Source organism: Comamonas sp. 17RB (assembly GCF_030056555.1).
GTDB lineage: Bacteria > Pseudomonadota > Gammaproteobacteria > Burkholderiales > Burkholderiaceae_C > Comamonas > Comamonas terrigena.
Genome location: NZ_JASHHY010000007.1, coordinates 89,805 through 115,445, shown reverse-complemented (window position 1 = coordinate 115,445; position 25,641 = coordinate 89,805). Strand labels below are relative to the sequence as shown.

Genomic DNA, 25,641 nt, shown 5'->3' with positions numbered 1-25,641 from the left:
CCGCAGCGCAAATGGCAGAGGGCGTGGCAGGGCCAGAGAGGCCGCGCTGGCAGCGCAGGGTGGAGGGAGATGTTTGGCCATGCCAATTTCCTTGTGAATGTGCATGCAACGACGGTGCGTTCATGTCTTCAGTTGTGTGGTCTGGCTGGGCGCGAACCTGGCTACGGATGAGAAAGAAAGAAATAAAGAGGAAGTCGCGTGCTCAGCGCAGATAGCCCTTGAGCACATCGCGCATCAGCAGGCTCAGCGATGTGGGACTGGCGCCGGTGGTGTACCAGGCGTCTGCGTCGGCAAACACCACGCGCCCGTTCTTCCACGCCTTGGTCTGGCGCAGCAGCGGGTTGGCAATGCCATCGGCCTGCAGAACGGGGCGGCGCTCCATCACCGCGGTGCGGTCCACCACGTACAGGATGTCCGGATCCGCCTGCTGGATGAACTCGCTGGAGATGGGCTGCCCATGCAGACTGGTTTCCAACGCAGCGCTTGCGGGCTTCACGCCCAGCGCGCTGAACACAAAGCCGTAGCGCGATTGCGGGCCGAAGGAGCTGAACGCGCCGTTGTTGTGCAGCACGATCAGCGCCTTCTCGGGCCGGCCTTGCGTGGTGCGCCGCAGCTGCTGGACCTCGGCATCCAGCGCGTCAGCCCTGGTCTGTGCAAGCGCATCCTTCTGGAAGATGCGGCCCAAGATCAGCAGGTGGTTGCGGACCACCTCGAGATGGCCCTTCTCGCTGTTCTTGAAGTCCACTTCGTAGTACAGCGCCGGTGCAATTTCGGTCAGATCGGCGTAGTGACCGGCCTGCAGCGAGGTCATCAGGATGAGATCCGGCCGCAGCGCGTGCACACGCTCCAGATTGGGCTGCACGATGGCACCGAGGTCCTGCACCTTGGCGTCGCCCTTGTACCTGGCCAGGAAATGCGGCACATAGTCCTTCACCATGCCCGCGACGGGCACCCCCAGCTGGTCGAGAAAGTCCACCTCGTTCATCTCCAGCGCCGCCACACGCTGCGGCAGACGCCGGATGACCGTGGTGCCCAGCTGGTGGCGAATGGAGAGGGGCTCGTAGGCCAGCGCCCTGCCGGGCACGGAGGACAAGGCGGCCATGCCGGCCGCAGAGAGCAGGAATTGCCTGCGCAGTGCATTCATGAGAGGTCTTCCCTGGAGGTGAAGTAATTGCAGAAACAGCCACGCGCAGTGCGCGTGATCTCGAAATCCAGGCCGTACAGCGCGGCCATGCGCGATTCGGTCACCACGTCCCGGGCAGGACCGCTGAAGCACAGCGCACCGTTCTGGAGGGCAACGATGTGGTCCGAGTAATTGACCGCGAAGTTGATGTCGTGGATCACCAGCACCACGGTGCGACCCTGCTCGTCGCACAGGCGGCGCAGCGCACGCATGATCTGCACGGCGTGTTTCATGTCGAGGTTGTTGAGCGGCTCATCCAGCAGCAGCACATCGGTCTGCTGCGCGATGGTCATCGCCAGAAACGCCATCTGGCGCTGGCCGCCGCTGATCTCGTCAATGAAGGCGTGGCGCAGCGGTTCCAGGGAAAGAAAGGCAATGGCCTCATCAATGGCCTGGCGGTCCCCGGCCGTCAGCGCACCGCGGCTGTGCGGAAAGCGCCCGAAAGCCACCAGCTCTTCGACCGTCAGCCGCATGTTGAAGCCAGGGCTCTGGCGCAGCGTGGCGACATGCCGTGCGTACTCGGCCAGGGGTATCCGGCTGGCGTCACGCGCCTGCCATTGCACCGTGCCGCTGCTGGGCTCCAGCAGGCGCGCCATCGCCATGAGCAGCGTGGATTTGCCCGCGCCATTGGGGCCGATCAGCGAGGTGACGCGCTGCGCGGGAAACGCCACGCTCACATCCGACAGCACCGCCTTGCCGCCATAGTGTTTGGAAAGATGGTGGACACCCATCATGCTGCACCCCGCTTGCGCACCACCAGTGCCAGGAAGTACACACCGCACACCAGATTCACCAGGATGCTGACGGTGGTCTTGTAGTTGAAGACATGCTCCACCAACAGTTGAGCGACGAGAAAAATGGCCACCGCCACCGCACATCCCAATGGCAGGGTGACCCGGTGGCGCGCATGCGGCACCAGGGCATAGACGATGTTGGCCACAAAGATGCCCATGAAGGCCGTGGGCCCCACCAGGCTGGTGGACAGCGCCACCAGAATGGCGATCAGCGCCAGATACAGCTGCAGGTAACGGGCATGCGCCACGCCCAGCGAGATGGCCTGTTCGCGCCCCAGGGCCAGTACATCCAGTACCGCCAGCGTTCTGCGGACCACGGCGCCAGCAACCACCACCGCCACGGCGGCGTACAGCAAGGTCTCCGGTTTGGCGCGGTTGAAGGAGGTGTAGCTCACGCCCTGGAACACCGCGAACTCGCCGGGGCTGATGCGCAGCTGCACAAACTGTGTGAATGTGCCGATCACCATGGTCAGCACCAGGCCGATCAGCAGCAGCACATACACATCATTGCGGCCACGGCGCAGCAGCCACCGTTGCAGCACCCAGGAGTACGCCAGCATCAGCAGCACGGACACGAGGAAATTCCCCCGCACCCCCAGCATGGCCGTTCCCTGCGTCCCCAGCAGCAACAGCAGCAGGGCCTGCCATAGCAGGCACACCGCCTCATACCCCATGATGGAGGGCGTCAGAATGCGGTTGTTCACCAGCGTCTGAAACACGATGGCCGACACGGCCACGCAGATGCCGCCCAGAGCGATCGACGCCAGGCGCACCAGGCGCTTGGGGATCACGTAATCCATGTCCAGCCCTGAATCCCACAGCACAAAGGTGAACACCAGGGCCACCATCACCAGCGTGGTGAGCCAGCAGATCTTGGTCAGCGGCATGCGCATCAGCGAAGCCCCCGCACGATCAGCACCAGAAACAGCACGCCGCCCACCGCACCGGCGGTCAGACCGATGGGCACCTCGAACGGGTACATCACCGACCGGCCCGCAATATCGCAGGCCAGCAGCAGGGAGGCACCACCCAGGGCCACCAAGGGCAGCGTGCGCCGCAGGTTGTCACCACAGCGCATGGCAACCAGTTGCGGCACCACCAGGCCCACAAAAGGAATCGCCCCTACGGCAATCACCGTGGCCGACACCGTCAACGCCACCAGCACCAGGCCCATGGCGGCCGTGGCCGCGTAACCCAGGCCCAGGCTCGCCGCCATGTCTTCGCCCATGCCCAGCACGGTGAAGCGGTGCGCATACAGATAGGCCAGCGCCACCACGGGCAGGATGAGGTAGAGAATCTCGTAATGGCCTTGCACCACACGGGAGAAGTCGCCCAGCAACCAGCCCTGCATGCTTTGCAGAATGTTGTGGCGGTAGGCGTAGAACTCGGCCATGGCGGTCAGCACGCTGCCGTACATCAGCCCGATGACGGGCACCAGCACCAGATTGCGAAACTGGATGCGCCGGATCACGGCAATGAACAGCAGGCTTGCCACCAGGCAGAACACCAGCGCAAACAGCATCCGGCTCACCGTGCCCGCAGCGGGCATGACGGTCAGCGCCACCAGAATGCCGAGCTTGGCCGCATCCAGCCCACCGGTGGTGCCCGGCTCCACAAACTTGTTGCGCACAATGTGCTGCAGGATCACACCGCACACCGACAGGCCCGCCCCGGTCAGCACCAACGCCGCCAGACGCGGCAGACGGCTTGCCGTCAGGGTGAGCCAGGCATCCCCCGACAATGACAGCAGGTCGGTCCACACCATCTGCCGCGCGCCCAGCAGCACGGACACCACGCACAGCGCAGCAAACACCAGCCCCCAACGCGCACGCATCACACTGCATCCCCGGGCATGTGCGCCGCGTCCATGCGCCAGCCTTTGGCAGCGCGGCGCTGCGCCAGGAACTGGGCATAACGGCCTGGGCTGGCCTGCAGCTGCGCCGGTGTGCCGCACTCCACCACGGAGCCGTCTTCCAGCACCACGATCTGATCGGCCATGGCGACGGTGGAAAGCTGGTGCGCAATCACGATCAGCGTGCGCTGTCCCTTCAGCCGTGCCAGCGTCTGCGCGATGGTGGACTGGTTCTGTGCATCCAGCGCCGCCGTGGCTTCGTCCACCAGCAGGATAGGCGCGTCCTTGATCAGCGCCCGCGCAATCGCAATGCGCTGGCGCTCGCCACCGGACAGGCGTGCGCCGTTTTCACCCACCAGGGTCTGCAACCCTTGCGGCAGGCGCGCAATGACCTCGTCCAGCCCGGCCTGCCGGGCGGCCTGCAGCACCTGCGCCGCACTGGCATCCGGCTTGCCGATAAGGATGTTGTCGGCGATGCTGCCGGACAGCAGATGGCTGTCCTGGAAGATCTGGCTGATCTGCGCGGCCAGCTGCGCATCGCCCATGTCGCGCACATCCACCCCACCGATCAACACCGCGCCCTGCGTGGTATCGAAGAAACGGGCAATCAGGCGCATCACCGTGGACTTGCCGGAGCCCGATGCGCCTATCAACGCCGTCATGCTGCCCGGCTCTGCCCGCAGGCTCACGCCGCGCAGCACATCGTCGGCGCAGCCGGGATACTGAAACCGCACATGGCGCAGCTCCACGGACGCATCGCCCGCCTGCACCGCTTGCGCAGGCTGGGGCAGCGGCTGCGCCGCCAGCAGCTCCCGCACGGCTTGCAGTTGTGCGCCGGCACTGCGCAGCACTTCGGCGTACCCGGCGATTTCCTGCAACGGTTCGATCCAGCGCACCACCAGCAGCAGCGACACCGTGAAGGCTATGAGTTCCTCCGCCGGCAAAGTCCCACCGACAGCCCCATGCAGCCCATACACCGCAGCCACCCACAGCGCGGCAAAGACCAGGTACACGGCCCATACACAGAGCACCGATGACAGCGAAGACAACACCATCAACCGCAGCCCGGATTGCCGTTGTGCGGTGACGGCCTGCTCCAGAAAGCGCGTGCTGCTGCCTTCGCCGCTGAACGCACGCAGTACCGACTGGGCCTGCGCAAACTCCACCACGCGCTGGCTGGTCTCGGCAAAGTCGCTCTGGAAAGCGGCATTGGCGCGCGCCGACAGGGAGGAGGCCCATGCGAACGACCCCACGAGCAGCGGCAACGCGATCACCGCAACCAGCCCCAGCACCGGGTTCCACACCAGCAGTGCCAGCCACACGATCAGGGCCGTGGCCGCACCGCTGATGAGGGGTGTGAACACATGCGCAGGCAACTGCGCAATGCCCATCATCCCCTGGGTCACCACATGGCCGATGCGCGCCGTATTCTGCGGCGTATACCAGCCAATGGGCAGGCTCACCAGGTGCTGGCCCAGCCGGTGGCGCCCGCTTTGCAGCACCGCCACACCCACCCGCACGCCCGCCTGTTCCACTGTGCGCCGGGCCAGCCAGGACAGCAGCACCCCCAGCAACAGCGCAACCAGCCACCCCATGGCGGCACGCCCGTCGCCACGCAAGCCGTGCGCCAGCAACGGGGCCAGCGCAGCCATGGTCAGTCCGCACAGCACACCGTAGGCCGCCGCCATCCAGGCGTAGCGGCGCAGCAGGTGCACCTCATCGCCCAGCAATTGCACCAGGGTCTTCAGCATGGCAAGGCCTCCTGCGCCGGGCTGGCATGGCCGCCCAGTTGCCACAGCCGCGCATACAGGCCGTCCTGCGCCAGCAGGTGCGCATGCGTGCCTTGTTCGGTGATGGCGCCGTCGCACAGCACCAGAATGCGGTCCGCATGCACGATGGTGTCGAGCCGGTGCGCAATCACCAGCAAAGTGCGTCCGCGCACGACACGCGACAGCGCATCCTGGATGGCGGCTTCGTTCTCCGCATCGGCCGCAGCCGTGGCTTCGTCCAGCACGAGGATGGGCGGGTTCAGCAGTACCGCCCGGGCGATGCTCAGGCGCTGGCGCTCGCCGCCGGAGAACTGCGCATCCTCCCCGACCACGGAGTCGTAGCCGCGCGGCAGCGCCAGAATGCGATCGTGAATATTGGCTGCACGGGCGGCAGCCTCCACCTCCTGCAGCGAGGCCGACGGCCGCGCCAGCGCAATGTTCTCGCGCACGCTGGCGTGAATCAGCTGCACCTCCTGCAGCACAAAGCCAATGCGCTGGTACAGCGCGGCACTGGTGATCTGCCGCAGATCGACCCCACCCACCGTGATGCGCCCCTGCACAGGGTCGAAAAACCGCAGAAGCAAACGGGCCAGCGTGGATTTTCCCGAACCCGAAGGACCCACCACGGCCGTGACCGTGCCGGGCTGCAGATCGAAGCTGATGCCGGACAGCACCGGCAGCCCGCCCTCATACGCATATGCCACCTGCTCAAAACGCACGGCATTGTCTTCAGGCCAGGACGGCAGCCCAGGGGCAGGCTGCGGCAGCACCGGTGTTTCCAGCAATGCCAGCACGCGCTGGGCCGCGCCGGTGGCTCCCTGCAGGTCATGCAGCAAGGTATGCAGCAGCAACAGCGGCGCGCAGATGCCAGGCGCGACCAGTGCGAACGGCAATACATCAACCGGCTGCATCCAGCCCATGGCGACAAAGGCCGCACCAGAAGCCAGCACCACGCCGAGGATGGTCACAGGCGCAATCAGGGCATGCGCACGCGCCATGGAGACCACCAGCGGACGGGTGAAATCCGTAAAGGCGCGGGCAAACCCGTCCACGGCATCCCGGTAACCGGCATGCACCGGATTCGCACCACCAAAGGCCTTGATGACCGGAATCCCCGCTGCCAGCTCCACCGTGGCGCTGTTGATGCGCCCCAGCCGCGCCACGAATTCCTGCATGTGCGCACCGCTGGCCTGCATGGCATGGCGCAGAAACACGAAGAATCCGGGGAACGGCAGCAGCGCCAGGATCGCCAGGCGCCAGTCCAGCGCCAACAGATAGATCACAGCAATCACCACCGCCCCGGCCGCACGGCCCACAGCGGTATAGAAGTGCGCCGTCAGGCTGTGCAGCGTTGCAATGTCATCCTGCAGCGCCTGCTTGACCTCCCCCGATGCGCGACCGGTGAACCATCCCAGCGGCACCTGCCCCAGGCGCTGCAGCACGGCCATGCGCAGATCGAAGGTGAGGCGGTTGTCGGCCAGGTGCGCGACCAGCTCCCCGGCGATGACCAGGGCCATGCCAATGGCCATGCACCCCACACCCAGCACCACAGCCGCCCATAGGTCGCCGACGTCTCCGGACAAGGCCTGTGTGGCGATATGCGCCATCACGGCCAGCGGCACCAGCGCCAGCATGGCGCCCACGGCGGCGCACATCCCGGCAATCAACAGGCGCCCACGGACTGGGGCAAGTATCCGTGTGACCGGACTGGTGGGGGGGGCTGCCGGGGCAACCGCTTCAGGGGTAGACATGCTGACGAAAAAAGAAAGCCATCGGCCCGTACCGATGCAACATGGAACGCAAACGCGAATTAGTTTCATGATAATAAACTAATTCAAACCCCTGCAAATAGCGGATCATCGAAGGGTGGTATGAACCCCCAAGATCCCTTGCAAAACAGAAAAGAAATGCCCCACGCCCCCAAGCCCGCTGGCCGCGGACGACCACGGACCATCACGAGAGAAAAAATCGCCGATGCCGGCATCGCCATGGGCCTGCCCGACATCACGTTCGTGGGGGTGGCGGCCGCGCTGGGCGTCAGCCACATGGCGCTCTACAAGCATGTCCCCAACCTGGAAGCGCTCCGGCACCTGATCGCCGAGGAAATCTTCCACCGCTGGGAGTTGCCGCAGGCATCCGCGCCCCAGCAGATCGGGCTGGAGGAGTACCTGCTGGCGTTTACCGCATCAGCGCGGCAATTTGTGAAGGCGCACCCCGGCGTCACGCCTTTTGTGATCCGTCGCCTGGCGGCCACGCCCGCCATGCTGGAGAAGATCGACCAGCACCAGGCGCACATTGCGCAGGCCTACGGCATCACCAAGGAGCAGTCGCGCTGGCTGCTGGCCACGGTGACGTTCTCCTGCATCTCGGCGGCCGATACGGTGTATTCCGCTGCCAGGCTGGAGCCGCTGGCAGGCTCCGACTTCGTACAGGAAGAAGCCGAGATGGAGGCCGAGCTGGTGGAAGGCATCCATGCCTTGATCGTGGGCGCGCTGCAGATGCTGGACCGCAGGCCCTGAGCGCGCACGCACGGCAGCAGCCGCCCTGCCGGATGCGCCGCTGAAACAGCCCGCCGCGCCGTCCCCTGTGCCCCCTCTCCGTCGGGCGGCACCTGCGGCCAAGCCTGTGGCTTGCTTGCGCCGCAGCAGGCCCGGTGGATTGGCGCGGCCACAGGAGCTTCAGCAGGCAGTGGGCTCTGGCGGACAGCCCTCACCCCGGAGGTCGGCTCCCGCCCTCGCCCAGGGTGACGGAGTGGCAGTGCGCGGAACGCGATGCGCCCTGCGAGCAAGTGCGCTCCCTCTGCGAAGTTCCACGCAGCGCAGACCTGCGACGCGATGCTGACGAGCCTGCCGGAGCCCCCAGCTCTGGCCGTTGTCGCCCACGGCAGGTGTCCGGCACTTTCTGTCAGGGTGCCCGCTTGCGGGCGCGGCCGTTCACGCAGGCAGCCCGTGACGTCCCGCCACCGCCATGGCACTCTCGCTGGCGCGGCACGTCACTTGGCTTGCAATATTGCGGAAGGCCCACGCCCTGTGTGGAGCAGGGTTGGTGAAGCAGCTCCGCTCAGGCGGCCACCGGCTCGAAGGTCTTGCCGCAAGGATCGATGCGGATGCCCGGCTTGAGCTTGGACCAGGGCAGGTTTTCCAGCACCATAGGCATCGATCCAGGCGCGGTTGCGACAATGATTTCGCGCGCGATCGGCGTGTAGTCGGCGCGGAAATGGACCGCACTCTTCACCACAAGAATGTCCTGCGCAGTAGGCTCAATGCCCACCACACGGAACATGGCCTGGTCTGCCATCTGCACCTTTTGCGATGCGACGACGATGCGCACCCCTTCGATGCGCAGGCACGCGCAGGCGCCCAGATCCAGCTTGAAGCCCCGGTAGTACGGGCCCGTGGCATCGACCTTGCCGTCGGAGATTTTCTCGACCAGGAATTCGGCTTCGAACGGCACATCGCCTCGCACACCCGACTTTCCTCCCAACGACAGGCGCACACGTGCGCCTTCGCCGGCTTCATGTGCCCTGGCCGCAGAAGCCGCATCGACGATCAGGCCAATCGCCGCGTTCTGCGCCTTGCTCGCCACCAGCGCGTGCAGCATGCCGGTGGAGTCGGAGTTGCTGCCTGCACCGGGATTGTCCTGCGCGTCGGCGATGATGGTGGGCTTGCCACTGCCCGCATGCGCCATGGCGTAGTGCACGGCTTCTGCGGGAGCGTAAAGCTTGCCCGCAAAGTGCGACTCTGCCGCAAGTGCGGCCTGCGCAAGCGGTGCCAACAGTGCGTCAGCATGTGCCTGTGTGTCGGCATAAGCCCAGAGCACCGGAGAGCATTCTTCAAAGTCAGCGGCCGGAAAACCGGTGGCAAATGAGATGTGGGTGTCGGGGGTCTCGCCTGCCTCCAACTGCTGGTACAGCGTTTTCGCAGGCTCGATGTCCGTACACTGCCAGCAGATGGGCACCAGATACGGCAGACGCTGCACTGCCATGGCGGGGCGCTTGCCCGTCTGCAGACGGCGCTGGAGCTGGCTGTATGCGCGCACGCCCGTTTCGGCCATGTCCACATGCGGATAGGTGCGGTAGGCCACCAGCATGTCTGCCTCGCTCAGCATGCGCGTCGTGACGTTGGCATGCAGATCCAGGGTCGCGATCACAGGCACCCCACTGCCGACCAGCGCGCGCACGCGGCGCAGCAACTCGCCTTCGCCATCATCAAAATGCTGCGCCACCATGGCACCGTGCAGATCGAGGTAGACGGCATCCACCGGCAACGCCTGCCGGATGCCGTCGAGGATCAGGGTGGCGATGCGCTCGTAGGTTTCCCGCTCCACATGCGCAGAAGGGCTGGCCGCGCACCAGGTGGTGGGCACCACTTCGTCGCCAGCATCGAGTGCCGCTTGCACAAAGCCCGCCGCCGGGATGTTGGAGCCGCGGATCGTCGGCCACAGCTTTTCACCCGACACCAAACCCGGCCAGCCACCGCCAGCCTGGAATGCCGCCCAATCCGCCAGATCGGGCGCGAACGTATTGGTCTCATGCTGAAACCCGCCATACACAATTTTGGCCATTTCTATCTCTCTCTGTTGAATGGGTGCCCCCGGACAGGGGGCAACGAAGGGAATCTGGACCGGTCAGGCCGCCAGTGCCTGGGTCACCGGACGGAAGTTCTGGAAGTCCCAGTGGCGTCCCGGCGCCGCATCGATCAGCGCCTGCGTGTAGGCCTGCTGCGGCGCGCCCAGCACCTGCTGCACCGTGCCGGCCTCCACCACCTGGCCGCTCTTCATGACCATGATGCTGTCGCAGATCTGCGCGGCCACGCGCAGGTCGTGGGTGATGAACAGCACGCCAATGCCCACGCGCTGGCGCACTTCTTCGAGCAGGTCCAGCACCTGCGCCTGCACCGAGACGTCGAGCGCGGAAACGGCCTCGTCCGCCACCAGCACATCGGGCTCCATGACCAGTGCGCGCGCAATGCAGATGCGCTGGCGTTGTCCGCCCGAGAACTGGTGCGGAAAGCGATCCAGCGCCTGGCGCGGAAGCCCCACCAGATCCATCGCCTCGGTCGCCTTGGCCATGGCCTCGTCGCGCGGCATACCGTAGTTCAGCAGCCCTTCGATGACCGAATCGCCAATGCGGCGACGCGGGTTCAGACTGCGGTACGGGTCCTGGAACACGATCTGGATGCGCTTGCGCAGCGGCAACAGTGCGCTGCGGCTCAGGCGGGTGATGTCGTCCTGCTTCAGCCGGATCTCGCCGCCGCTCGGGTCGATCAGTCGCACGATGCAGCGCGCCACGGTTGATTTCCCTGAGCCCGATTCCCCCACGATGCCCAGAATCTCACCGCGCTTGAGCGTGAGCGACACTTCACTGGCTGCAAGCACCATCTCGGGCTTGCGCAGAAAACCCTTGGACTTCGGATAGGTCTTGTTCAGGCTGCGCACCTGCAGAATCGTCTCGCCCTCAGGCTGCGCACGTGCATGCGGCACCAGACTGGGAACGGAGGACACGAGCATGCGCGTGTACTCCTGCAGCGGGCGGGCCAGGATCTCCTCACGTGTGCCGGACTCCACCACCTTGCCGCGGTTCATCACCAGGATGCGATCGGCAATTTCGGCCACCACGCCGAAGTCGTGGGTGATGAAGACCACCGCCGTGCCATGCTTTTCCTGCAGCTCACGCATCAGCGACAGGATCTGCTTTTGCGTGGTCACGTCGAGTGCCGTGGTGGGTTCGTCGGCAATCAGCAGGCGCGGCTTGAGGATCAGCGCCATCGCAATCACGATGCGCTGGCGCTGACCTCCAGAGAGCTGGTGCGGATACGAGTCGTAGATGCGCTCGATGTCGGGCAGATGCACGGCCTCCAGCATCTGCAGCACCTTGGTGCGGCGTTGTGGGGCCGACAGCGTGGAATGCAGTTTCAGCACTTCCTCTATCTGCTTGCCCACGCGGTGCACGGGGTTCAGCGCGGTCATGGGCTCCTGGAAGACCATGGCGAGTTGCGAGGCGCGCAGCGCACGCATCTGCGCGGCATCCAGGCGCAGCAGGTCTTTCCCGTCCAGCTCGATCACGCCCGAGGACACCTGCAGGCTGTCGGCAGGCAGCAGGCCCATGGTGGCGAGTGAGGTAAGCGATTTGCCCGAGCCCGATTCGCCCACGATGCACAGCGTCTCGCCCGCGTGCACCTGCAGGCTCAGGTCGCTGACCAGCGTCTTGCCGTCGCCGCCCTTGAGCTGCACGCACAGATTCCGGATGCTCAGTACAGCGGGATTCGATGGATTGTTTGGTGTCATCACTGGATCCACAAATGAAGTAAACGCGGAAAGCGGCGCATCACATGCGCTTGGCCATGCGCGGGTCGAGCGCATCGCGCAGGGCATCGCCCAGCAAATTGACGCTCAGCACCGTCAGCGACAACAGCAAACCGGGGTAGAGCACCAGGCCAGGCAGAAGCTGGAAGTAGGCACGCCCCTCGGCCATGATGTTTCCCCAGGAGGAAATCTCGGGCGGCACGCCGGCGCCCAGGAAACTCAGGATGGCTTCGGTCAGGATGGCCGAGGCAAAGATGTAGGTGCACTGCACGATCAGCGGAGCCATGGTGTTGGGCACCAGGTGGCGCAGCATCAGCGTGGGCAGCGGCGTCCCCAGCGTGAGCGCCGCCTCGACATAAGGCTCGTTGCGCACGCTCAGAATCACACCACGCACCAGCCGCACCACCCGCGGTACCTCGGGAACGGTGATCGCGATGAGCACGGTCAGCAGGCTTGCGCCAGAGATCGACACCAGCGCAATCGCCAGCAGGATGCCCGGGATGGCCATCAGGCCGTCCATGACACGCATGACGATGGCATCGACCCAGCGAAAATACCCCGCGAGCACACCGATAAACAGGCCGACGACAAGGCTGAATGCCGCTACGCCCAGCCCCACGACCAGCGACACGCGGGCACCGTAGAGGATGCGGCTGAACACATCGCGGCCATAGGCGTCGGTTCCCAGGAAATGCTCGGCGGAAATCGGGCGCAGGCGCTGTGCGGGGTTGATCTCGGTGGGGTCGCTGCTCGCCAGGAGCGGCGCGGCAATCGCCACGAAGATGACGGCTGCCAGCACGATCAGGGACAGCATCACAGGCCAGGTCTTGAGCGTTGCCCACAGATGGGAGCGCTTGGGTGCGGCCACTTCCGTGGCGGCAGAGACCGCGATGGCGGGGGGGCTTGAAGAGAGTTGCGTCATGCTGGACCTCAATAGCGGATTCGCGGATCGAAGATGGTGTAGGACACGTCCACCACCAGATTGATCAGCACATAGACCAGCGCAAACAACAGGATCAGCGCCTGAATGACCGGGTAATCGCGGGCCAGCACGGCTTCCACCACCAGACGGCCAAGACCGGGAAGGTTGAACACCGACTCGGTCACCACCACACCACCGATCAGCATGGCGATGCCGACACCGATGATGGTGACGATGGGCACCGCCGCGTTGCGCAGCGCGTGGCCGAGCAACACGCCTCGCTCGTTGAGACCCTTGGCCCGCGCCGTGCGGATGAAGTCTTCGTTCATCACTTCGATCACGCTGGTGCGCGTGATGCGGGCGATCAGCGCGATATAGACCGAGCTCAGCGCCAGCGTTGGCAAGGTGATGGAGCGCAGAAAGGGCCACAGGCCTTCCGACAGCGGCTTGTAGCCCTGTACCGGGAACCAGCCAGCCCCCAGGGACAGTGCGAGTATCAGGACATAGGCCGTGACGAATACGGGAATCGAGAATCCCAGCACCGACAGGGCCATCACCGCGCGGTCCAACAGCTTGCCTTGGCGCCATGCAGCCAGCACACCCAGCGGAATGGCGACCACAATGGCGACGATGATGGTGCTCAGGCACAACGCGATGGAGGGCCCCATGCGCTGCACGACCATCTCGAGCACGGGCGTGCCCGACAGCAAGGAAGTGCCCAGATCGCCACTGAGCAGTTGACCGACCCAGTGGAAGAACTGTTGGTAGACCGGCTTGTCGAGCCCCAGGTTCTGGCGAATGGCCTCGAGTTGCTCGGGCGTCGCGGAGTCTCCCGCCAGAATCGCCGCAGGATCCCCCGGCGTGAGGCGCAGGATGGCAAAGACGACGGCGGCAACCACCACCATCACTGGCAGTGCCGCAGCCATGCGTTTGAGTACAAATGCAATCATGACGAAAGACTCACTTTTTCATGCGGGCTGATTACTTCTTCTGGACATTCCAGAAGACCGGAACCGGAGCTTCCAGTGCGCCGCTGATGCTGTTGCGGTACGCGGCCGGCACGTAGTACTGGCCCATGGGCAGCAGCACGCCTTCGGCAATCACCAGCTTCTGGATCTGGCCGGCCAGCTGCTTGCGCTTGGCCTCCTCGGCGGTACGCGAGAACTCAATGCGCAGGCGCTCGATCTCGGGCACGTCGGGCCAGCCGAACCATGCCCCCTTGCCGTTGGCGGCCACCCCGAAGGCGCGCAGGGGGTCGGACGCTTCGGCCATCACGTTGTTGGTGGCAAAGATATTCCAGCCGCCCTCCTTGGGAAGCGCCTGGTTGGCGCGGCGCGTCACCACGGTCTGCCAGTCCATGGCCTGCATTTCCACCTTGAAGCCCGCTGCGCGCAGGGCCTGACCGATCACCACGGGCTGGGTGTTGACCGAAGGCGTGTCGGTGGGCTGCAGGATCACCACGGGCGTGCCGTCATAACCGGCTTCCTTCAGCAACTCCAGGGCCTTCTTGGGGTTGGCCTTGATGGTGACATCGGCACCTTCCTGGCTGGCATAGGCCGAGTCGCAGCCAAACAGGGCAGCGCAGGGCTTGAAGTACTGCTTGTTGCCGATCATGGCTTGCAGCACCGGCTCCTGGCCCACGGCATACATGGCCGCTTCGCGGATCTTCTTGTTGTTGAACGGCGCATGCAAGTGGTTCATCCGCATGACGGTCTGGTAGCCCTGGGGGTCCAGCACCTTGATGGCGATGTCCTTGTTGGCACGCACGATCGGCTCGAGGTCGAAAGGCAGCTGCTCCAGATAGTCGATCTCTCCATTGACCAGCGCGTTCACCGAGGTCATCGCGTCGGGCGTGGCGATCCACTTCACGCGGTCCACCAGCACCTTCTTGCCACCGGCCAGACCCGATGCCGGCTCGGAGCGTGCTACGTAGTCGGTGTTCTTTTCATAGACCACCTGCACGCCCGGCTTGAACTCGGCGGCCACGAACTTGAACGGGCCCGATCCAATCGCCGTGGTGATGGCCTGTGTGGGAGGTGTCTCCGCGATGCGCTTGGGCATCATGAACGGCGCCACGCCGCTGGGCTTGGCCAGGGCGCGCACGGCCAGGTCGCTGGCCTCCTTCATGGTGATGGTGAAGGTCGAGGCATCCACCACCTTCATGTCGGCCATCTCCGAGGTCATCAGCTGGCCCATCTTGTCCTGCGTGGCCCAGCGCTTGATGGAGGCAACGCAGTCCTCCGCCGTCACAGCACCACCATCGTGCCACTTGAGGCCGGCGCGCAGCTTGAAGGTATAGGTACGGCCGTCAGCGGAAGCCTTCCACTCCTGAAGCATCTGCGGGCGGATCTGGTTGTCCTTGTCCGTGGCCAGCAGCGTGTCGTAGACCATGTAGCCATGGTTGCGCGTGATGTGGGCCGTGGTGATGATCGGGTCCAGCACGCGCAGCGGGGCATGCATCACAGCGTTGACCGTGGTCTTGGCCTGAGCGTGGACGGATCCCACCAGGCCGCACGCGAGCAGCGAGGCTGCCAATGCCGCATGTGCGAAAGAACTCATTGCTTTACTCATCGTCAATCTCCGTGGTTTCCTCAATGGAAATGAAAGGCATGGCACACACGCCGGGTGAATGAAATGAAAAAAGGGAGGGAGGTGCGGGAGGAGTGACCTGCGGATGCTCCGCACTAGTTGCCACCCGTGTCGGCCAGTGCGCCAAACAGCCGATCGCTGGCGCGCTCGCCTTCGAGCAGCAGGGCCTCGTATTCGTCGCCCGGCATCAGCGCCCCGCCGGTCGTCCAGACAATGTGATTCGCCCGCAACATCCGTGCCTGCAAGCCCTGCTCCGCGATGTAGCGCCGGCCCGCTTCGGATTGCAGCAACGCACGCGGCCCGCTGACCGCAGCGGCCGCCGATGGTTCCACCTTGAACCTCGCCAGCGACTGCATGCGCCACACGTCCGCATGCATGCATTCATCCGACGTGATGACCACACCGGCGAGGCGCTCCCGCATCAGCGGGTACACCAGCTCCGACGCGCGCGGCACTGCCAAGCCATCGGCAATCGTGCGATTGTGCTGACCCGCGTCGTAGATGCTGATACCTGGCTTGTCCGGGTTCTGCATCTGCACCAGAAAGCACGCCGAGTCCTCAGGCTCCACGAAAAAACAGTGCACCGCTGCCCCAAAAACATGCTTGAGCCCGTAGCACACACCGCCCGGGGCCCCACCCACTCCGCAGGGGATGTAGACAAACAAGGGGTGCTCCTCGTCCACGGCAATGCCTTGCGCAGCAAACTGAGCACTCAGGCGCAGCGCCGCCACGGCATAACCGCTGAAGAGCGAGAGCGAATGCTCGTCATCCACGAAGTGGCACATCGGATTGGCCTTCGCCAGCTCACGCCCCTTGGCCACCGCCTGACCGTAGTCGCCCTCATATTCGTGCACCGTCACGCCATGGCTGCGCAGCTTGCGCTTCTTCCAGTCCTTGGCCTCGGCCGACATGTGCACCGTTGCGCGAAAACCCAGCGCAGCCGACATGATGCCGATGCTCATGCCCAGATTTCCCGTGGATCCGACAGCCACCTCGTAGTGCGAGAACACCTCGCGCGCAGCCGGTGAGCCCAGGGTCTGGTAGCCGTGCTCGCCCACCAGCAAGCCGTTGTCCCATGCCACCCGCTCGGCGAACTCCAGTACTTCATGGAAGCCGCCACGGGCCTTCACCGAGCCGGCCACCGCAAGCTGATGGTCTGCCTTGACCCAGAAGCTGCCAGGCAACGACGGCCCCGCACCGATCACCGCAGGCGGCAGCGCGCACAAGGGCGACTCCACGATGCCACCGCTTTGTGCAAGCTCGGGGAACAGCGTGGCGAGCAAGGGGGCGAAGCGCGCCAAGCGCTGCTCCGCTTTTTCAACATCACTGATAATAATGTCAGAGGTTTTGGAAGCAGGTGGCTTCGGCACACATCCCGCATTGATCCACAGCGTTGAAACCTGGCTGAAAACTTCTTCATCATCCTGCGACATAGGTGTTTTCCCCATATAAATTCAGCACTTGCAAGCGATCAACACCCAAACGACAGAAATTGCATTCTGTGGACGATATGCATATGTGACAAGTCAACCTTGTCAATCCATTCATTAGTTTCATCAATGAACACCAACCATCTATCGCCGTCGCTGCTCACCTGGCTCAGGTGCTTTGACGCCGTGGCCAGGCACAACAGCTTCACGCTCGCGGCCAAGGAGCTGCATGTCACGCAGGGCTCGGTCAGCCAGCAAGTGAAGAAGCTGGAGGAATATCTGGGTGTGCCGTTGTTCTACCGAGAGGGGAAATCGCTGTCGCTGACGCGCGAGGGGGCGCGGCTGTCACTGGTCTCCGAGCAGTCGTTCGAGACGCTGAACCAGGCCGTGGGCAAATTGCGGCGTGACCAGCGCAGCACCAACGCACCGCTGAACCTGAGCTGCTCGCCCTCCTTCGCAATGCTCTGGCTCACGCCGCGCGTGAGCGATCTGCTGCAAGGCAAGTCAGGCGTCACGGTGCGCATCTATGGCGAATACCACATGCTCGACCGCGTCGGCATGGGCCTGAGCGGCATCCAGGCCGGCATCCGTTTCGACCCCGGGCATTACGTTGACCTGAACGAGGAGATGTTCCTCGACGAATGGATCATCCCCGTCACCACGCCCGAGTTCCTGGCCCGCCATCCGGACATCCGCAGCATTGCCGACATCGCGCCGGGCATGATGCTGCACGACGAAAACCCCTGGCACAGCGCCACGCAGAACGTCGAATGGAACACCTGGCTCGAGGCGATGGACGCACCGCCCAGCAAGCCCGGCGGGGTGTACTTCAACCTCTCGCAGCTGGCCATGGTGGCGGCGCTCACGGGACAAGGTATCGCCATGGGCCGTTTGGCCCTGGTGTATGACGAACTCAAGAGCGGGCGGCTCGTGGCGCCCTTCCCCTGTGCCGTGAAGTCCAAGGCCAGCTACCGCTTCATCAGCGGGCAGAAGTCAACAGACACCAACGAGCACCTGCGCCAATGGCTGCATGCGACCAGCGATCAGTTCAAGCTCGAACGCAATGAGCTGCTCGAGCAAATGGGGATTGAATGCCGACAGCGCTAGGCTGAAGCCCGCGACTGTCGGCCGTGCGACCATCACGGCCGCAGCCATGGCGCTTTGCGCTGCTTGGCGGTCGGCGCCCGGATCTCGTCCTGCTCAACGATGGTCTGCAGACCCGGGCCGATCTCGAACAGCACATAGAACGCTTGCGCCGGCCGGGCAAAGCTCAGGGTGGACTGGGCGCTGAGTGTGCCCTGCAGCAGGGTGCGTCCATCATGGCCGATAACGTCCATTCTGGCCCCCGGCATCTCATCCCCGTCATTCGTCACCCCGCGGCAGCGGACCGTGCTGTCACCCAGCAGAAAACAGCGTGCCACGGGCTCATGCGCCTGCGCTGCGGCGCACAGCAGCGCAGCAACGGCACAGCTCCAGCGCAGCATGGCGACGGCGGATTCACGGTATTGCATGGGACTTCCTTTGCTGCTCGAACCACTGCACCGTCGCAGGCGACACATGGTCCATGCGCCACGCCGACTGGTAGACGCTGGCGTCCTTTCCGACCACCGTCAACCAGAGTTCGCTCTCCTCCCGCAGTGTGTCTGGCAGAGGGATTTCCACCTTGCGTTCCCAGCGCTGGCCCATGAACGCCATCCCCGTGCTGCCAGTGTTGCGCGGCCGGTTCACCTTCAAGGTGACCTGGCGGATCTCTGGGTCGCAGGCCTCGCAGAACCGCAGATGAAAGGTTTTCATGGGGATGTCCATCGCCACCAGCTCCGGGGGCTTCTGGTCGGCCTCTTCCAGGGTGAAGCTCCAGGGCCCCACCTTGCCTTGCAGCACACGCCTTTGCGACTGGGCATGGATCTGCTCCTGCCACAGCAGCGCCGTGAAAGCCACCAGCGTGGCGCACAGCGCGAACCCTGCACACCACCGGCGTACGCGGGTGTCCCGCAGGGGCACGGGAGCGGCAGGGATGTTCTTTTCTGCCGCGCGCCGCGCAGTGCGCTGGGGCTCCACTGGCTGCCACGGCCATTGGGGCAACGCGAAGATCAGGCACCAGGCCGCAAGGCCCAGCCAGCCCAGCCACAGCGTCACGCCGATGCCCGCACCCAGCGTGGCCACACTCCATGCCAGGGCGGTCGCCAGCAGCAGCCAGCCAACCACCTGCGCACACCGGCGTTGCCCCGGTGTGGGTTGATGGCCCAGCAGGTGGGCACCATGGCGGTCCGTCGCCAGTGCCAGCCCCGCCAAACCCAGGCCGCTGACCACCAGCATGCCCAGGTGCACCGCACTCAAGAAGACATGGTTCATGTCCAACCTCCCGCTCTCAGCAGCCACTCCGCCAGGACCACCAGGCCCGTCGCAGCCGACAGGCCCCACCAGGCGCGCCAGGCGCTGCGGGTGGCAAACACCCAGAGCACGGCAACGGCCCAGATAACAAAGCTGAGCATGCTGGCCCACATGACGGCCTGGGCAGGCGGCGCAGGCCAGGTCAGCGAGAGCAGCCGGGTCGAAGCCGCAGCCACGGCGTAGCCGCCCAGGGCTGCCGCCAGCACCCGGGAGGCCACGGCCAGCCGGTACCGCAGCGGGGGGGTGTCGGGATGGCTCATGCGCCCTCCTTGTCAAGGGCCTGCCCCGCTGGCAGACCTTGCTCAGTCACGGCCAGGCGGCGCCGCAGTTTCACGGCCATCCATGCCAGGACAGCGGCCAGCGCCAGCATCGTGAGATCGAAACCTGCGAAGACCCAGTCGCCGGAAGCCAAGCTGCGCCCGAGATGGCGGTCGGTGGTGAGGGCGTTGAGCAGCGGTACGGCCAGGTAGGCCGCGCAGGCCAGCCCGCACAACTCGATCCATGCACGTGCCAGAGGCCGCGCAAGGGCGTAGAACAACGCGGCCAGCCATGCGGCAAACAGCGTATGGATCTCCCAGTCGGCCCGCCCCGCCATGCCGATGGGCAGCAGGCGGTTGGCCCAGAAGTAGGCGGCGATGGCCAAGGGCAGGCCGGCGATGGTGGCGACATTGAGTGTTTCCACCAGACGCAGCCCCAGAGGCTCGCGGTACTCCCCCGCCAGACTCAGATGGTGCCTGCGGCGCTTGACGGCCCACAGCACCATGCCGGTGGCGATCATGGCGCACCCCGCCAGGCCTGCGAGGAAGTACAGCCAGCGGCCCCAGATATCGGCAAAAAGGCCCTCGTGCAGATTCAGCGTGACAACCTGGACCTTGCGGGCACTGCCACCCGCAACCAGCTCCTCGGCCAGCGGTGCTGCCGTGTTCGCGTCGAAACGCAACCGGGGGGGATTGAAGAAATCGACACTGCCCTGGTGCATGCCCGCAACGGTGATCACCGGCGCTTCCCCTTTCCGGTGCTCCAGCGTCACGCTGCCCACGCCAGCCCCGCCCCATTGGCTCTGCGCCTGCGCCACCAGTGCAGCCAGATCTGCACGGGGCCGCTGGACGGGAAGACGCTCGTGGACGCGGTCCAGCAGTTCGTCGTAGTAGGTCTTGTTGGCCATGGGACCGGTGCCGTAGAGCATGTCGCGCCCCGCAGGCATGTAGAGGAACAGGAAGAACACCAGGCCGCTGTAGGTGATCATCAGAAAGAACGGCAGCGCCATCACGCTGAGCGCGTTGTGCGCATCCAGCCAGCTGCGCTGGCCCTTGTTGGGCCGGAACGTGAAGAAATCCTTGAAGATTCTTTTGTGCATGATGACGCCGCTGATGATGGCCAGCAGCATCAGCATGGTGCACAGGCCCACAATGCGCACGGCCCAGTCGAACGGCATGTAGCGCAGCTCGTAGTGCATGCGGTACAGACCCAGCCCCCCGTGGGTGCCGCGTGGCTCGATGCCATGCGACTGGACCGCCCCGGTCTGGGGATCCAGGATTTCGTTGCCGCTGGCCCCCCGCTCACGGCCGGCCTGGGGCATGTCCTCCCAGCGGATGGCAAGCTCCTGCCACCCGCGCGGGTTCAAGGACGCATGCGGCAGCGTGATGCGCCAGCTGGCTGCGGTGGGGGCCACTTTCTCGAGCCGGTCCAGGGCCAGGGTCAGCAGCTGCGCGGCAGGTACCGGCTGGGCCATCTCTGCGTGCACCAAGGCGCGCTCGGGCTGCATCCAGCGCGTGATTTCCTGCTGAAAGTAGCCGGGCGTGCCCGTGGCAAAGACGAAGAAGAGCACCCAACCGGCCACCAGCCCCACCCAGGTGTGGAGCCAGGACATGGATTGACGCAGATTGGCTTTCATCAGCGGGGACTCCACGCTCAGGGCCATCAGAAGGCGTAACGCATGGTCAGCTGGACATTGCGCGTTGGCGCATAGATACCGGTGTAGAACGTGGTATCCAGACCTTGCAGGTACTTCTTGTCGAAGATGTTGTTGAAGTTCAGTGTGGCCGACAGCTTGGGATTGATCTCATAGCGTGCCATCAGATTGGCCACCGCATAGGCCTTCTGCTGGCCTCGCAAGGCGAGCCCCGACGAGGTCGCGGTGTAATAGATGCGATCCTGCCAGTTGACGCCGCCGCCCACGGTCAGCTTGCTCCAGTCGCCAGGCAGGCGATAGCTGGTCCAGAGTTTGGCCATCTGCTGCGGGAAGGTGGTGCGGATACGCTGGCCGCTGGCATCTTCCGTGGTGCCATAGCTGTAGCTGGCGCTGAGCTGCCAGCCCCGTGCCAGTTCGCCATTCACCTCCAGGTCAATGCCCCGGGTCTTGGCACCCTGGACCGCACGGTAAGCCGCCTCGACCGGCGAAGTGCCCGGTACGGTCTGGCCGCTGTCGGCTTCCGCCAGGTTGTTCTGCCGGATCTCGTACAACGCGACGGTGCTGCTGAGCTTGCCACCGAGCCAATCGCTTTTCAGGCCGATCTCGTAGTTGTCTCCATCGCGCGGGTCCAGCACATTGCCATAGCGGTCACGGCTGCTTTGCGGCTTGAAGATGCTGGTGTAGCTGGCATAGACCGAATGGACGCGGTTGAGGTCGTAGACCACGCCGGCGTAAGGTGTGACCACATTGGACTCTTCCATCCGGGTCGTCCGGTTGAAGCGTGCGGAGGCCGCTGCGGTGTAGGCCAGCGCAAGCCGGTAGTGGTAGTTGCTGATCCGGGCTCCGGCGATGAAGGTCAGATCGTCGCGCGGCTTGAAACGCACTGCACCATACGCACCACTCTGCTTTTGCCAGCCGTCGTAGTCATAGAGCTTGGTACCAGTGATGGTGGGACCGGCCGTCTCGTTGTTCCAGTCGTAGATGTTGACATAGCGGCCTTCGATGCCCGCCCCCTGCTGGGGTTCGTGGAAGTTCTTGAAGTCGGACCAGTTGAAGCCGAAAACCGCCTCATGCCGGCGTCCGAACAGCTCGAACGGGCCTTGCACCTGGGCATCAAACCCGCTTTGCCGCTGGGTGGCAGAGCCCAGTCCGCCGTATAGGCGTACGCCATCGCCCGTCTGCTGGTTGGGAAAACCCCAGCTGGCATCGGCCCCCGAGAAGTCGCGCTTGCCGCGCATGTGGTTGGCGGTCAGCCCCAGCTTCCAGCCATTGTCCAGACTGTGCTCCAGTTTCAGGAACGCGTTGTAGACGTCCATCTCGTTGCGCTTCCAGCGTGCCGCCGCATTCTTCGAAGCGCTGAAATCCGTTTGCTCGCCATTGCTGTAGAACAGTGGCAGGCCTGTGGAGGACTGGCCCCGTGGATCGGAGTGCTGGTAATCCAGCCCCACGGTCAGCAAGGTCTGCGGCGTCAGGTCTGCCTCCAGCACCCCGTACAGCACGCTCTTCTTCTGCTTGTACCAGTCGATGTGCGTACCGCCTTGCTCATGCGCAGCCACCATGCGGCCACGCAGGCTTCCGGAGGCGTTCAGCGGACCGGCAAGGTCGACTTCCGCACGGCCGTGGTCCCAGCTCCCGGCACTCAGGCTGGCGTAACCCTGAAACTCACGGGTCGGCTTCTTGCGCACCAGATTGACCGTGCCGGACGGATTGCCTGCTCCCGTCAGCAGGCCTGCTGCGCCGCGCAGCACTTCCACCCGGTCATAGATGGCGAGGTCGGCCTGCGACTGGGGAATGTTCTGGGAGACGATATCGGTGGCCGTGACAATGCCGTCGTATTGGTAGTTGTCGATGTCATAGCCGCGAGACAGGATGGAGAACCGGCTGGCGCCAATGTTCTGCACGGAAATCCCCGGCGTGCGGTCCAGCACGGTCTCGATGCTGTCGATGCCCTCATCGTCCATGCGCTGGCGCGTCATCACACTGATGGACTGCGGCGTCTCGCGCAGCGTCATCGGCAAGCGCGTGGCGGTCGTGAGCGGGCCGGTGGCCGCGTAGCTGCCGGATCCCTCGGTGTCGCCGGTGCGTATGGCGTTTCCGGTGACGGTCACCGCACCGAGCGTGGCAGAGCCTTCGGCGCTGTCCTGCGCCGCAGCCTGGATGACCCACAGGCCGTAGCTGCCATCGGGCAGGACATGGGCTTCGATCCCGGTGTTCGCGAGCAACGCCGACAGCCCGGCATGCACGCTGTAACTGCCCCGCAGCCCCTGGCTTTGCTTGCCTTCGGCCATGCGGCTGTTGCCTGCCAGATAGATCCCCGCTTCCCGCGAGAAGCGGGTGAGCGCCTGGCTCAGCGGACCTGCCGGAATGTCATAGCTGCGCACGCCCTGGGCAGCGGTGGAAGGTTGAGCAAGCGCCACAGGCGCATGGGCGGCAACGCCGATCGCAGCGCCGAGAATGAGCAGTGGAATACCCAGATGCTGGATGGCGTTCTGGTGGCGCGGCGTGGAAGCACGCGTTGTGGTGCGTAATGGCATGGACGGCAGGTTCCGAAAAGAGGTGTTCGACGGAGCGAAGACCACAAATCACCATCCATCTGATTGCCTGGGCAGGCATGCAATATGCCAACGTGCAGATCGTCCTGGGGTAGCAGCGCAACGGCGAAAGATGTCTTCTTGTCAGGAGTAACCAGCGAGCCGCCCAAACCCGGAACCGGTTTCCGAAATATTTTTCACATTCAGCTTTGCGCTTCGATCGTGGTCCACCATGCGATGGGCTGTGCGATGCGTATCGGCAGCGTGGCGGCCAGCATCTGGAGGACACGGTCGGTGTCGTGCAGGGGGAAGTTGCCGTAGACGGCAAAATCGGCCACGGAGTCGGCAAGGCCCAGGTGTCCTCTGCGGTAGCGGCGCAGTTCCTGCACGAACAGGCGCAGCGGCAGGTTGTCGGCCACGAAGCTGCCCTGCGTCCAGGCCTCGCGTGCGGCGTCCCCGGACTCCAGCGGTGCAATGGCCTGTGCGGTGAACAGGGTCTGCTGGCCCGTGAGCACGATGCGCGTGGCACCGGTGGCGAAGGTCCGGACTTCCACCGCCCCCTGATAGACCGCCAGCTGCGTTCCCGCTACGGTCATCTGGACATTGAAGCGCGTGCCCAGGGCACGCATCTGACCGTCGGGTGTGTAGACCCGCAGCGGCCGCTGGTCCTGGGCCGTCTCGACGAAGATCTCCCCCGCCACCAGAACGATGCGGCGCTCATCGGTGTCGAACCGGATGTCGACCGCGCTTGCCGTGTTGAGCCACAGCACGCTGCCATCGGCCAGGGTGAGCTGCCGCAATTCGCCAGTGGCCGTACGATGGTCGGCCCCCCATGCCATCACCTCTGCCGGCAGCCAGGCCTGCTGCCAGCCCATGGCCCCGACCACACCACCGCTGGCCAGAATGCCCAGGCTGGCCAGGATGCGCCGGCGTGTGCGCAACCGCTGGTCGGCTATCGAGAGATGGTCCGCTGTCGCGCGGGGGCTCGGCAAGGTCCGGACCGGCTCGAAGGCCCGGCTGATGTCTTCGACGTAGCGCCAGGCGGCGGCATGCGCGTCTGCCGACGCCAGCCAGCGTTGCCAGGCCGCGCGGTCGGCGGCACTGGCAGAGCCATCGCGCAGGCATGCGTACCACTGCGCAGCCTGCGCAAGGTCGGTATGGGAAGGTTCTGCGTGCATCGGCAGCGGCGTCCTGGGTGTCAGGTGTCAGTCAAGGCAGGGGCTCGTGCCGCAGCTCCGCAGCGGTCTGGCGCGCCGCCAGCGTCAGACAGCCCAGCATGGCCTGCGCCACATACTTGCGGACCATCCGTCCGGATACGCCCAGCTCGACGCCCACTTCATCATCGGTCATGTCACAGACCACGGCCAGCGTGAAAGCGCGGGCCGCCTTGGGCGACAGCGACTGGAGCATGCGCCCCACCTCTTCCAGCGCCTGCAGCACCATGGCCTGGCGCTCTGCGGACGGATAGGAGGCCTCAGGGCTTGTTGCCAGGATTTCCAGCCAGGCCCGCTCGATCTCCTGCCGACGCCACAGATTGATGCACAGATTCTGTGCCGTGGTTTTCAGGTAGGCACGGGCCTCGGCGGGATGGGAGAAACAGCGCTCCGTCCGGCCTGTCAGCAAGCGCACAAAGGTGTCGTGGGCCAGATCGGCTGCCTCTGCCGCCGACCCCAAGCGCCGGCGGAGCCAGCCATGGAGCCAGTTGTGGTGGTCGATGTACAGCGCGTTGATGTCAGCGTGCAAGGGGCTGGAGGCGGATGACATGGCAGAAAGCCGGTTGAGTTGCTGGCGCGATAATACAACTCAAACAAGAATCATTAGCATCCTATTGTGTATTCGGGCTGCCGATCCGCCGGACACTGTCCCTACGCGGGACAACGGTCCCGCTGGCAGCAGCAATTCTGCAACGCCATCCTGAGGCAGCATGCGATGCCCCGATACACCGCATGCTTTGGAGAGCGGGCC

Annotated in this window: 21 protein-coding genes; 2 read left to right on the top strand and 19 right to left on the bottom strand. The window is 64.8% G+C overall.

What is annotated here, in order from left to right; translation table 11 throughout:
• Window positions 1-202: 202 nt before the first annotated feature.
• From QM470_RS13620 to QM470_RS13595, 6 genes are read right to left on the bottom strand one after another with little or no spacing between them, the layout of a single operon-like run.
• Window positions 203-1,144, bottom strand: a complete 942-nt coding sequence (locus QM470_RS13620; RefSeq protein WP_283339654.1) for a siderophore ABC transporter substrate-binding protein — start codon at window positions 1,142-1,144, stop codon at window positions 203-205.
• On the bottom strand, window positions 1,141-1,917 hold the full coding sequence (locus QM470_RS13615; protein WP_283339653.1) for an iron ABC transporter ATP-binding protein: 777 nt from the start codon (window positions 1,915-1,917) through the stop codon (window positions 1,141-1,143). The genes QM470_RS13620 and QM470_RS13615 overlap by 4 nt, the downstream gene beginning before the upstream one ends.
• On the bottom strand, window positions 1,914-2,870 hold the full coding sequence (locus QM470_RS13610) for an iron chelate uptake ABC transporter family permease subunit (protein ID WP_283339652.1): 957 nt from the start codon (window positions 2,868-2,870) through the stop codon (window positions 1,914-1,916). Before QM470_RS13610 ends, QM470_RS13615 begins: the two co-directional genes overlap by 4 nt.
• Window positions 2,870-3,811 carry an ABC transporter permease gene (locus QM470_RS13605; protein WP_283339650.1) on the bottom strand — a complete coding sequence of 314 codons (942 nt, stop codon included), beginning with the start codon at window positions 3,809-3,811 and terminating at the stop codon, window positions 2,870-2,872. Before QM470_RS13605 ends, QM470_RS13610 begins: the two co-directional genes overlap by 1 nt.
• Window positions 3,811-5,580: an ABC transporter ATP-binding protein gene (locus tag QM470_RS13600; protein WP_283339649.1), complete on the bottom strand. Its 1,770-nt coding sequence runs from the start codon at window positions 5,578-5,580 to the stop codon at window positions 3,811-3,813. The genes QM470_RS13605 and QM470_RS13600 overlap by 1 nt, the downstream gene beginning before the upstream one ends.
• Window positions 5,574-7,349, bottom strand: coding sequence for an ABC transporter ATP-binding protein (locus tag QM470_RS13595; protein WP_283339648.1), 1,776 nt, complete (start codon window positions 7,347-7,349; stop codon window positions 5,574-5,576). The genes QM470_RS13600 and QM470_RS13595 overlap by 7 nt, the downstream gene beginning before the upstream one ends.
• Window positions 7,350-7,505: 156 nt before the next feature.
• On the opposite strand from QM470_RS13595, the gene QM470_RS13590 reads away from it, so the two are divergent.
• Complete coding sequence (locus tag QM470_RS13590; protein ID WP_283339647.1) at window positions 7,506-8,117, top strand: TetR/AcrR family transcriptional regulator; 612 nt, start codon at window positions 7,506-7,508, stop codon at window positions 8,115-8,117.
• A gap of 541 nt (window positions 8,118-8,658) precedes the next feature.
• On the opposite strand, the gene QM470_RS13585 is transcribed toward QM470_RS13590, so the two are convergent.
• From QM470_RS13585 to dsdA, 6 genes are all read right to left on the bottom strand, one after another.
• A complete protein-coding gene (locus QM470_RS13585) occupies window positions 8,659-10,161 on the bottom strand; it encodes a M81 family metallopeptidase (RefSeq protein ID WP_279998120.1) in 1,503 nt (500 codons plus the stop codon).
• Window positions 10,162-10,224: 63 nt separating this feature from the next.
• Window positions 10,225-11,883, bottom strand: a complete 1,659-nt coding sequence (locus QM470_RS13580) for an ABC transporter ATP-binding protein (protein WP_066540312.1) — start codon at window positions 11,881-11,883, stop codon at window positions 10,225-10,227.
• Window positions 11,884-11,923: 40 nt separating this feature from the next.
• The gene (locus QM470_RS13575) at window positions 11,924-12,823 is read right to left on the bottom strand and encodes an ABC transporter permease (protein WP_283339646.1); all 900 of its coding nucleotides are present in this window, start codon (window positions 12,821-12,823) and stop codon (window positions 11,924-11,926) included.
• An 8-nt stretch (window positions 12,824-12,831) separates the two neighbouring features.
• Window positions 12,832-13,773: an ABC transporter permease gene (locus tag QM470_RS13570; RefSeq protein ID WP_066540308.1), complete on the bottom strand. Its 942-nt coding sequence runs from the start codon at window positions 13,771-13,773 to the stop codon at window positions 12,832-12,834.
• A 31-nt stretch (window positions 13,774-13,804) separates the two neighbouring features.
• On the bottom strand, window positions 13,805-15,382 hold the full coding sequence (locus tag QM470_RS13565) for an ABC transporter substrate-binding protein (RefSeq protein ID WP_502846844.1): 1,578 nt from the start codon (window positions 15,380-15,382) through the stop codon (window positions 13,805-13,807).
• Window positions 15,383-15,507: 125 nt separating this feature from the next.
• The gene (dsdA, locus tag QM470_RS13560) at window positions 15,508-16,845 is read right to left on the bottom strand and encodes a D-serine ammonia-lyase (RefSeq protein WP_283339645.1); all 1,338 of its coding nucleotides are present in this window, start codon (window positions 16,843-16,845) and stop codon (window positions 15,508-15,510) included.
• Window positions 16,846-16,971: 126 nt separating this feature from the next.
• Here dsdA and QM470_RS13555 point away from each other — a divergent pair, with 126 nt between their 5' ends.
• Entirely contained in the window at window positions 16,972-17,949 is a 978-nt protein-coding gene (locus tag QM470_RS13555) for a LysR family transcriptional regulator (RefSeq protein ID WP_283339644.1), read from the top strand.
• Window positions 17,950-17,981: 32 nt separating this feature from the next.
• On the opposite strand, the gene QM470_RS13550 is transcribed toward QM470_RS13555, so the two are convergent.
• The 7 genes from QM470_RS13550 to QM470_RS13520 all read right to left on the bottom strand — a co-directional run bounded on the left by QM470_RS13550 (window position 17,982) and on the right by QM470_RS13520 (window position 25,440).
• Window positions 17,982-18,353: a hypothetical protein gene (locus tag QM470_RS13550; protein WP_283339643.1), complete on the bottom strand. Its 372-nt coding sequence runs from the start codon at window positions 18,351-18,353 to the stop codon at window positions 17,982-17,984.
• Complete coding sequence (locus tag QM470_RS13545) at window positions 18,340-19,194, bottom strand: DUF3325 domain-containing protein (RefSeq protein WP_283339642.1); 855 nt, start codon at window positions 19,192-19,194, stop codon at window positions 18,340-18,342. Before QM470_RS13545 ends, QM470_RS13550 begins: the two co-directional genes overlap by 14 nt.
• Complete coding sequence (locus QM470_RS13540; RefSeq protein ID WP_283339641.1) at window positions 19,191-19,493, bottom strand: DUF3649 domain-containing protein; 303 nt, start codon at window positions 19,491-19,493, stop codon at window positions 19,191-19,193. The genes QM470_RS13545 and QM470_RS13540 overlap by 4 nt, the downstream gene beginning before the upstream one ends.
• Window positions 19,490-21,154, bottom strand: coding sequence for a PepSY-associated TM helix domain-containing protein (locus QM470_RS13535; RefSeq protein WP_283339640.1), 1,665 nt, complete (start codon window positions 21,152-21,154; stop codon window positions 19,490-19,492). The genes QM470_RS13540 and QM470_RS13535 overlap by 4 nt, the downstream gene beginning before the upstream one ends.
• Window positions 21,154-23,679 carry a TonB-dependent siderophore receptor gene (locus QM470_RS13530; RefSeq protein ID WP_283339639.1) on the bottom strand — a complete coding sequence of 842 codons (2,526 nt, stop codon included), beginning with the start codon at window positions 23,677-23,679 and terminating at the stop codon, window positions 21,154-21,156. The genes QM470_RS13535 and QM470_RS13530 overlap by 1 nt, the downstream gene beginning before the upstream one ends.
• A gap of 200 nt (window positions 23,680-23,879) precedes the next feature.
• On the bottom strand, window positions 23,880-24,854 hold the full coding sequence (locus QM470_RS13525) for a FecR domain-containing protein (protein ID WP_283339638.1): 975 nt from the start codon (window positions 24,852-24,854) through the stop codon (window positions 23,880-23,882).
• Window positions 24,855-24,885: 31 nt separating this feature from the next.
• Window positions 24,886-25,440 carry a sigma-70 family RNA polymerase sigma factor gene (locus QM470_RS13520; RefSeq protein ID WP_283339637.1) on the bottom strand — a complete coding sequence of 185 codons (555 nt, stop codon included), beginning with the start codon at window positions 25,438-25,440 and terminating at the stop codon, window positions 24,886-24,888.
• Between the last annotated feature and the right edge of the window lie 201 nt (window positions 25,441-25,641).

Coding starts and splice junctions, on each gene's coding strand:
- QM470_RS13620 (WP_283339654.1), bottom strand. CDS start 1,144: ATGAATGCACTGCGCAGGCAATTCCTGCTCTCTGCGGCCGGCATGGCC.
- QM470_RS13615 (WP_283339653.1), bottom strand. CDS start 1,917: ATGATGGGTGTCCACCATCTTTCCAAACACTATGGCGGCAAGGCGGTG.
- QM470_RS13610 (WP_283339652.1), bottom strand. CDS start 2,870: ATGCGCATGCCGCTGACCAAGATCTGCTGGCTCACCACGCTGGTGATG.
- QM470_RS13605 (WP_283339650.1), bottom strand. CDS start 3,811: ATGCGTGCGCGTTGGGGGCTGGTGTTTGCTGCGCTGTGCGTGGTGTCC.
- QM470_RS13600 (WP_283339649.1), bottom strand. CDS start 5,580: ATGCTGAAGACCCTGGTGCAATTGCTGGGCGATGAGGTGCACCTGCTG.
- QM470_RS13595 (WP_283339648.1), bottom strand. CDS start 7,349: ATGTCTACCCCTGAAGCGGTTGCCCCGGCAGCCCCCCCCACCAGTCCG.
- QM470_RS13590 (WP_283339647.1), top strand. CDS start 7,506: ATGCCCCACGCCCCCAAGCCCGCTGGCCGCGGACGACCACGGACCATC.
- QM470_RS13585 (WP_279998120.1), bottom strand. CDS start 10,161: ATGGCCAAAATTGTGTATGGCGGGTTTCAGCATGAGACCAATACGTTC.
- QM470_RS13580 (WP_066540312.1), bottom strand. CDS start 11,883: ATGACACCAAACAATCCATCGAATCCCGCTGTACTGAGCATCCGGAAT.
- QM470_RS13575 (WP_283339646.1), bottom strand. CDS start 12,823: ATGACGCAACTCTCTTCAAGCCCCCCCGCCATCGCGGTCTCTGCCGCC.
- QM470_RS13570 (WP_066540308.1), bottom strand. CDS start 13,773: ATGATTGCATTTGTACTCAAACGCATGGCTGCGGCACTGCCAGTGATG.
- QM470_RS13565 (WP_502846844.1), bottom strand. CDS start 15,382: ATGAGTTCTTTCGCACATGCGGCATTGGCAGCCTCGCTGCTCGCGTGC.
- dsdA (WP_283339645.1), bottom strand. CDS start 16,845: ATGTCGCAGGATGATGAAGAAGTTTTCAGCCAGGTTTCAACGCTGTGG.
- QM470_RS13555 (WP_283339644.1), top strand. CDS start 16,972: ATGAACACCAACCATCTATCGCCGTCGCTGCTCACCTGGCTCAGGTGC.
- QM470_RS13550 (WP_283339643.1), bottom strand. CDS start 18,353: ATGCAATACCGTGAATCCGCCGTCGCCATGCTGCGCTGGAGCTGTGCC.
- QM470_RS13545 (WP_283339642.1), bottom strand. CDS start 19,194: ATGAACCATGTCTTCTTGAGTGCGGTGCACCTGGGCATGCTGGTGGTC.
- QM470_RS13540 (WP_283339641.1), bottom strand. CDS start 19,493: ATGAGCCATCCCGACACCCCCCCGCTGCGGTACCGGCTGGCCGTGGCC.
- QM470_RS13535 (WP_283339640.1), bottom strand. CDS start 21,154: ATGGCCCTGAGCGTGGAGTCCCCGCTGATGAAAGCCAATCTGCGTCAA.
- QM470_RS13530 (WP_283339639.1), bottom strand. CDS start 23,679: ATGCCATTACGCACCACAACGCGTGCTTCCACGCCGCGCCACCAGAAC.
- QM470_RS13525 (WP_283339638.1), bottom strand. CDS start 24,854: ATGCACGCAGAACCTTCCCATACCGACCTTGCGCAGGCTGCGCAGTGG.
- QM470_RS13520 (WP_283339637.1), bottom strand. CDS start 25,440: ATGTCATCCGCCTCCAGCCCCTTGCACGCTGACATCAACGCGCTGTAC.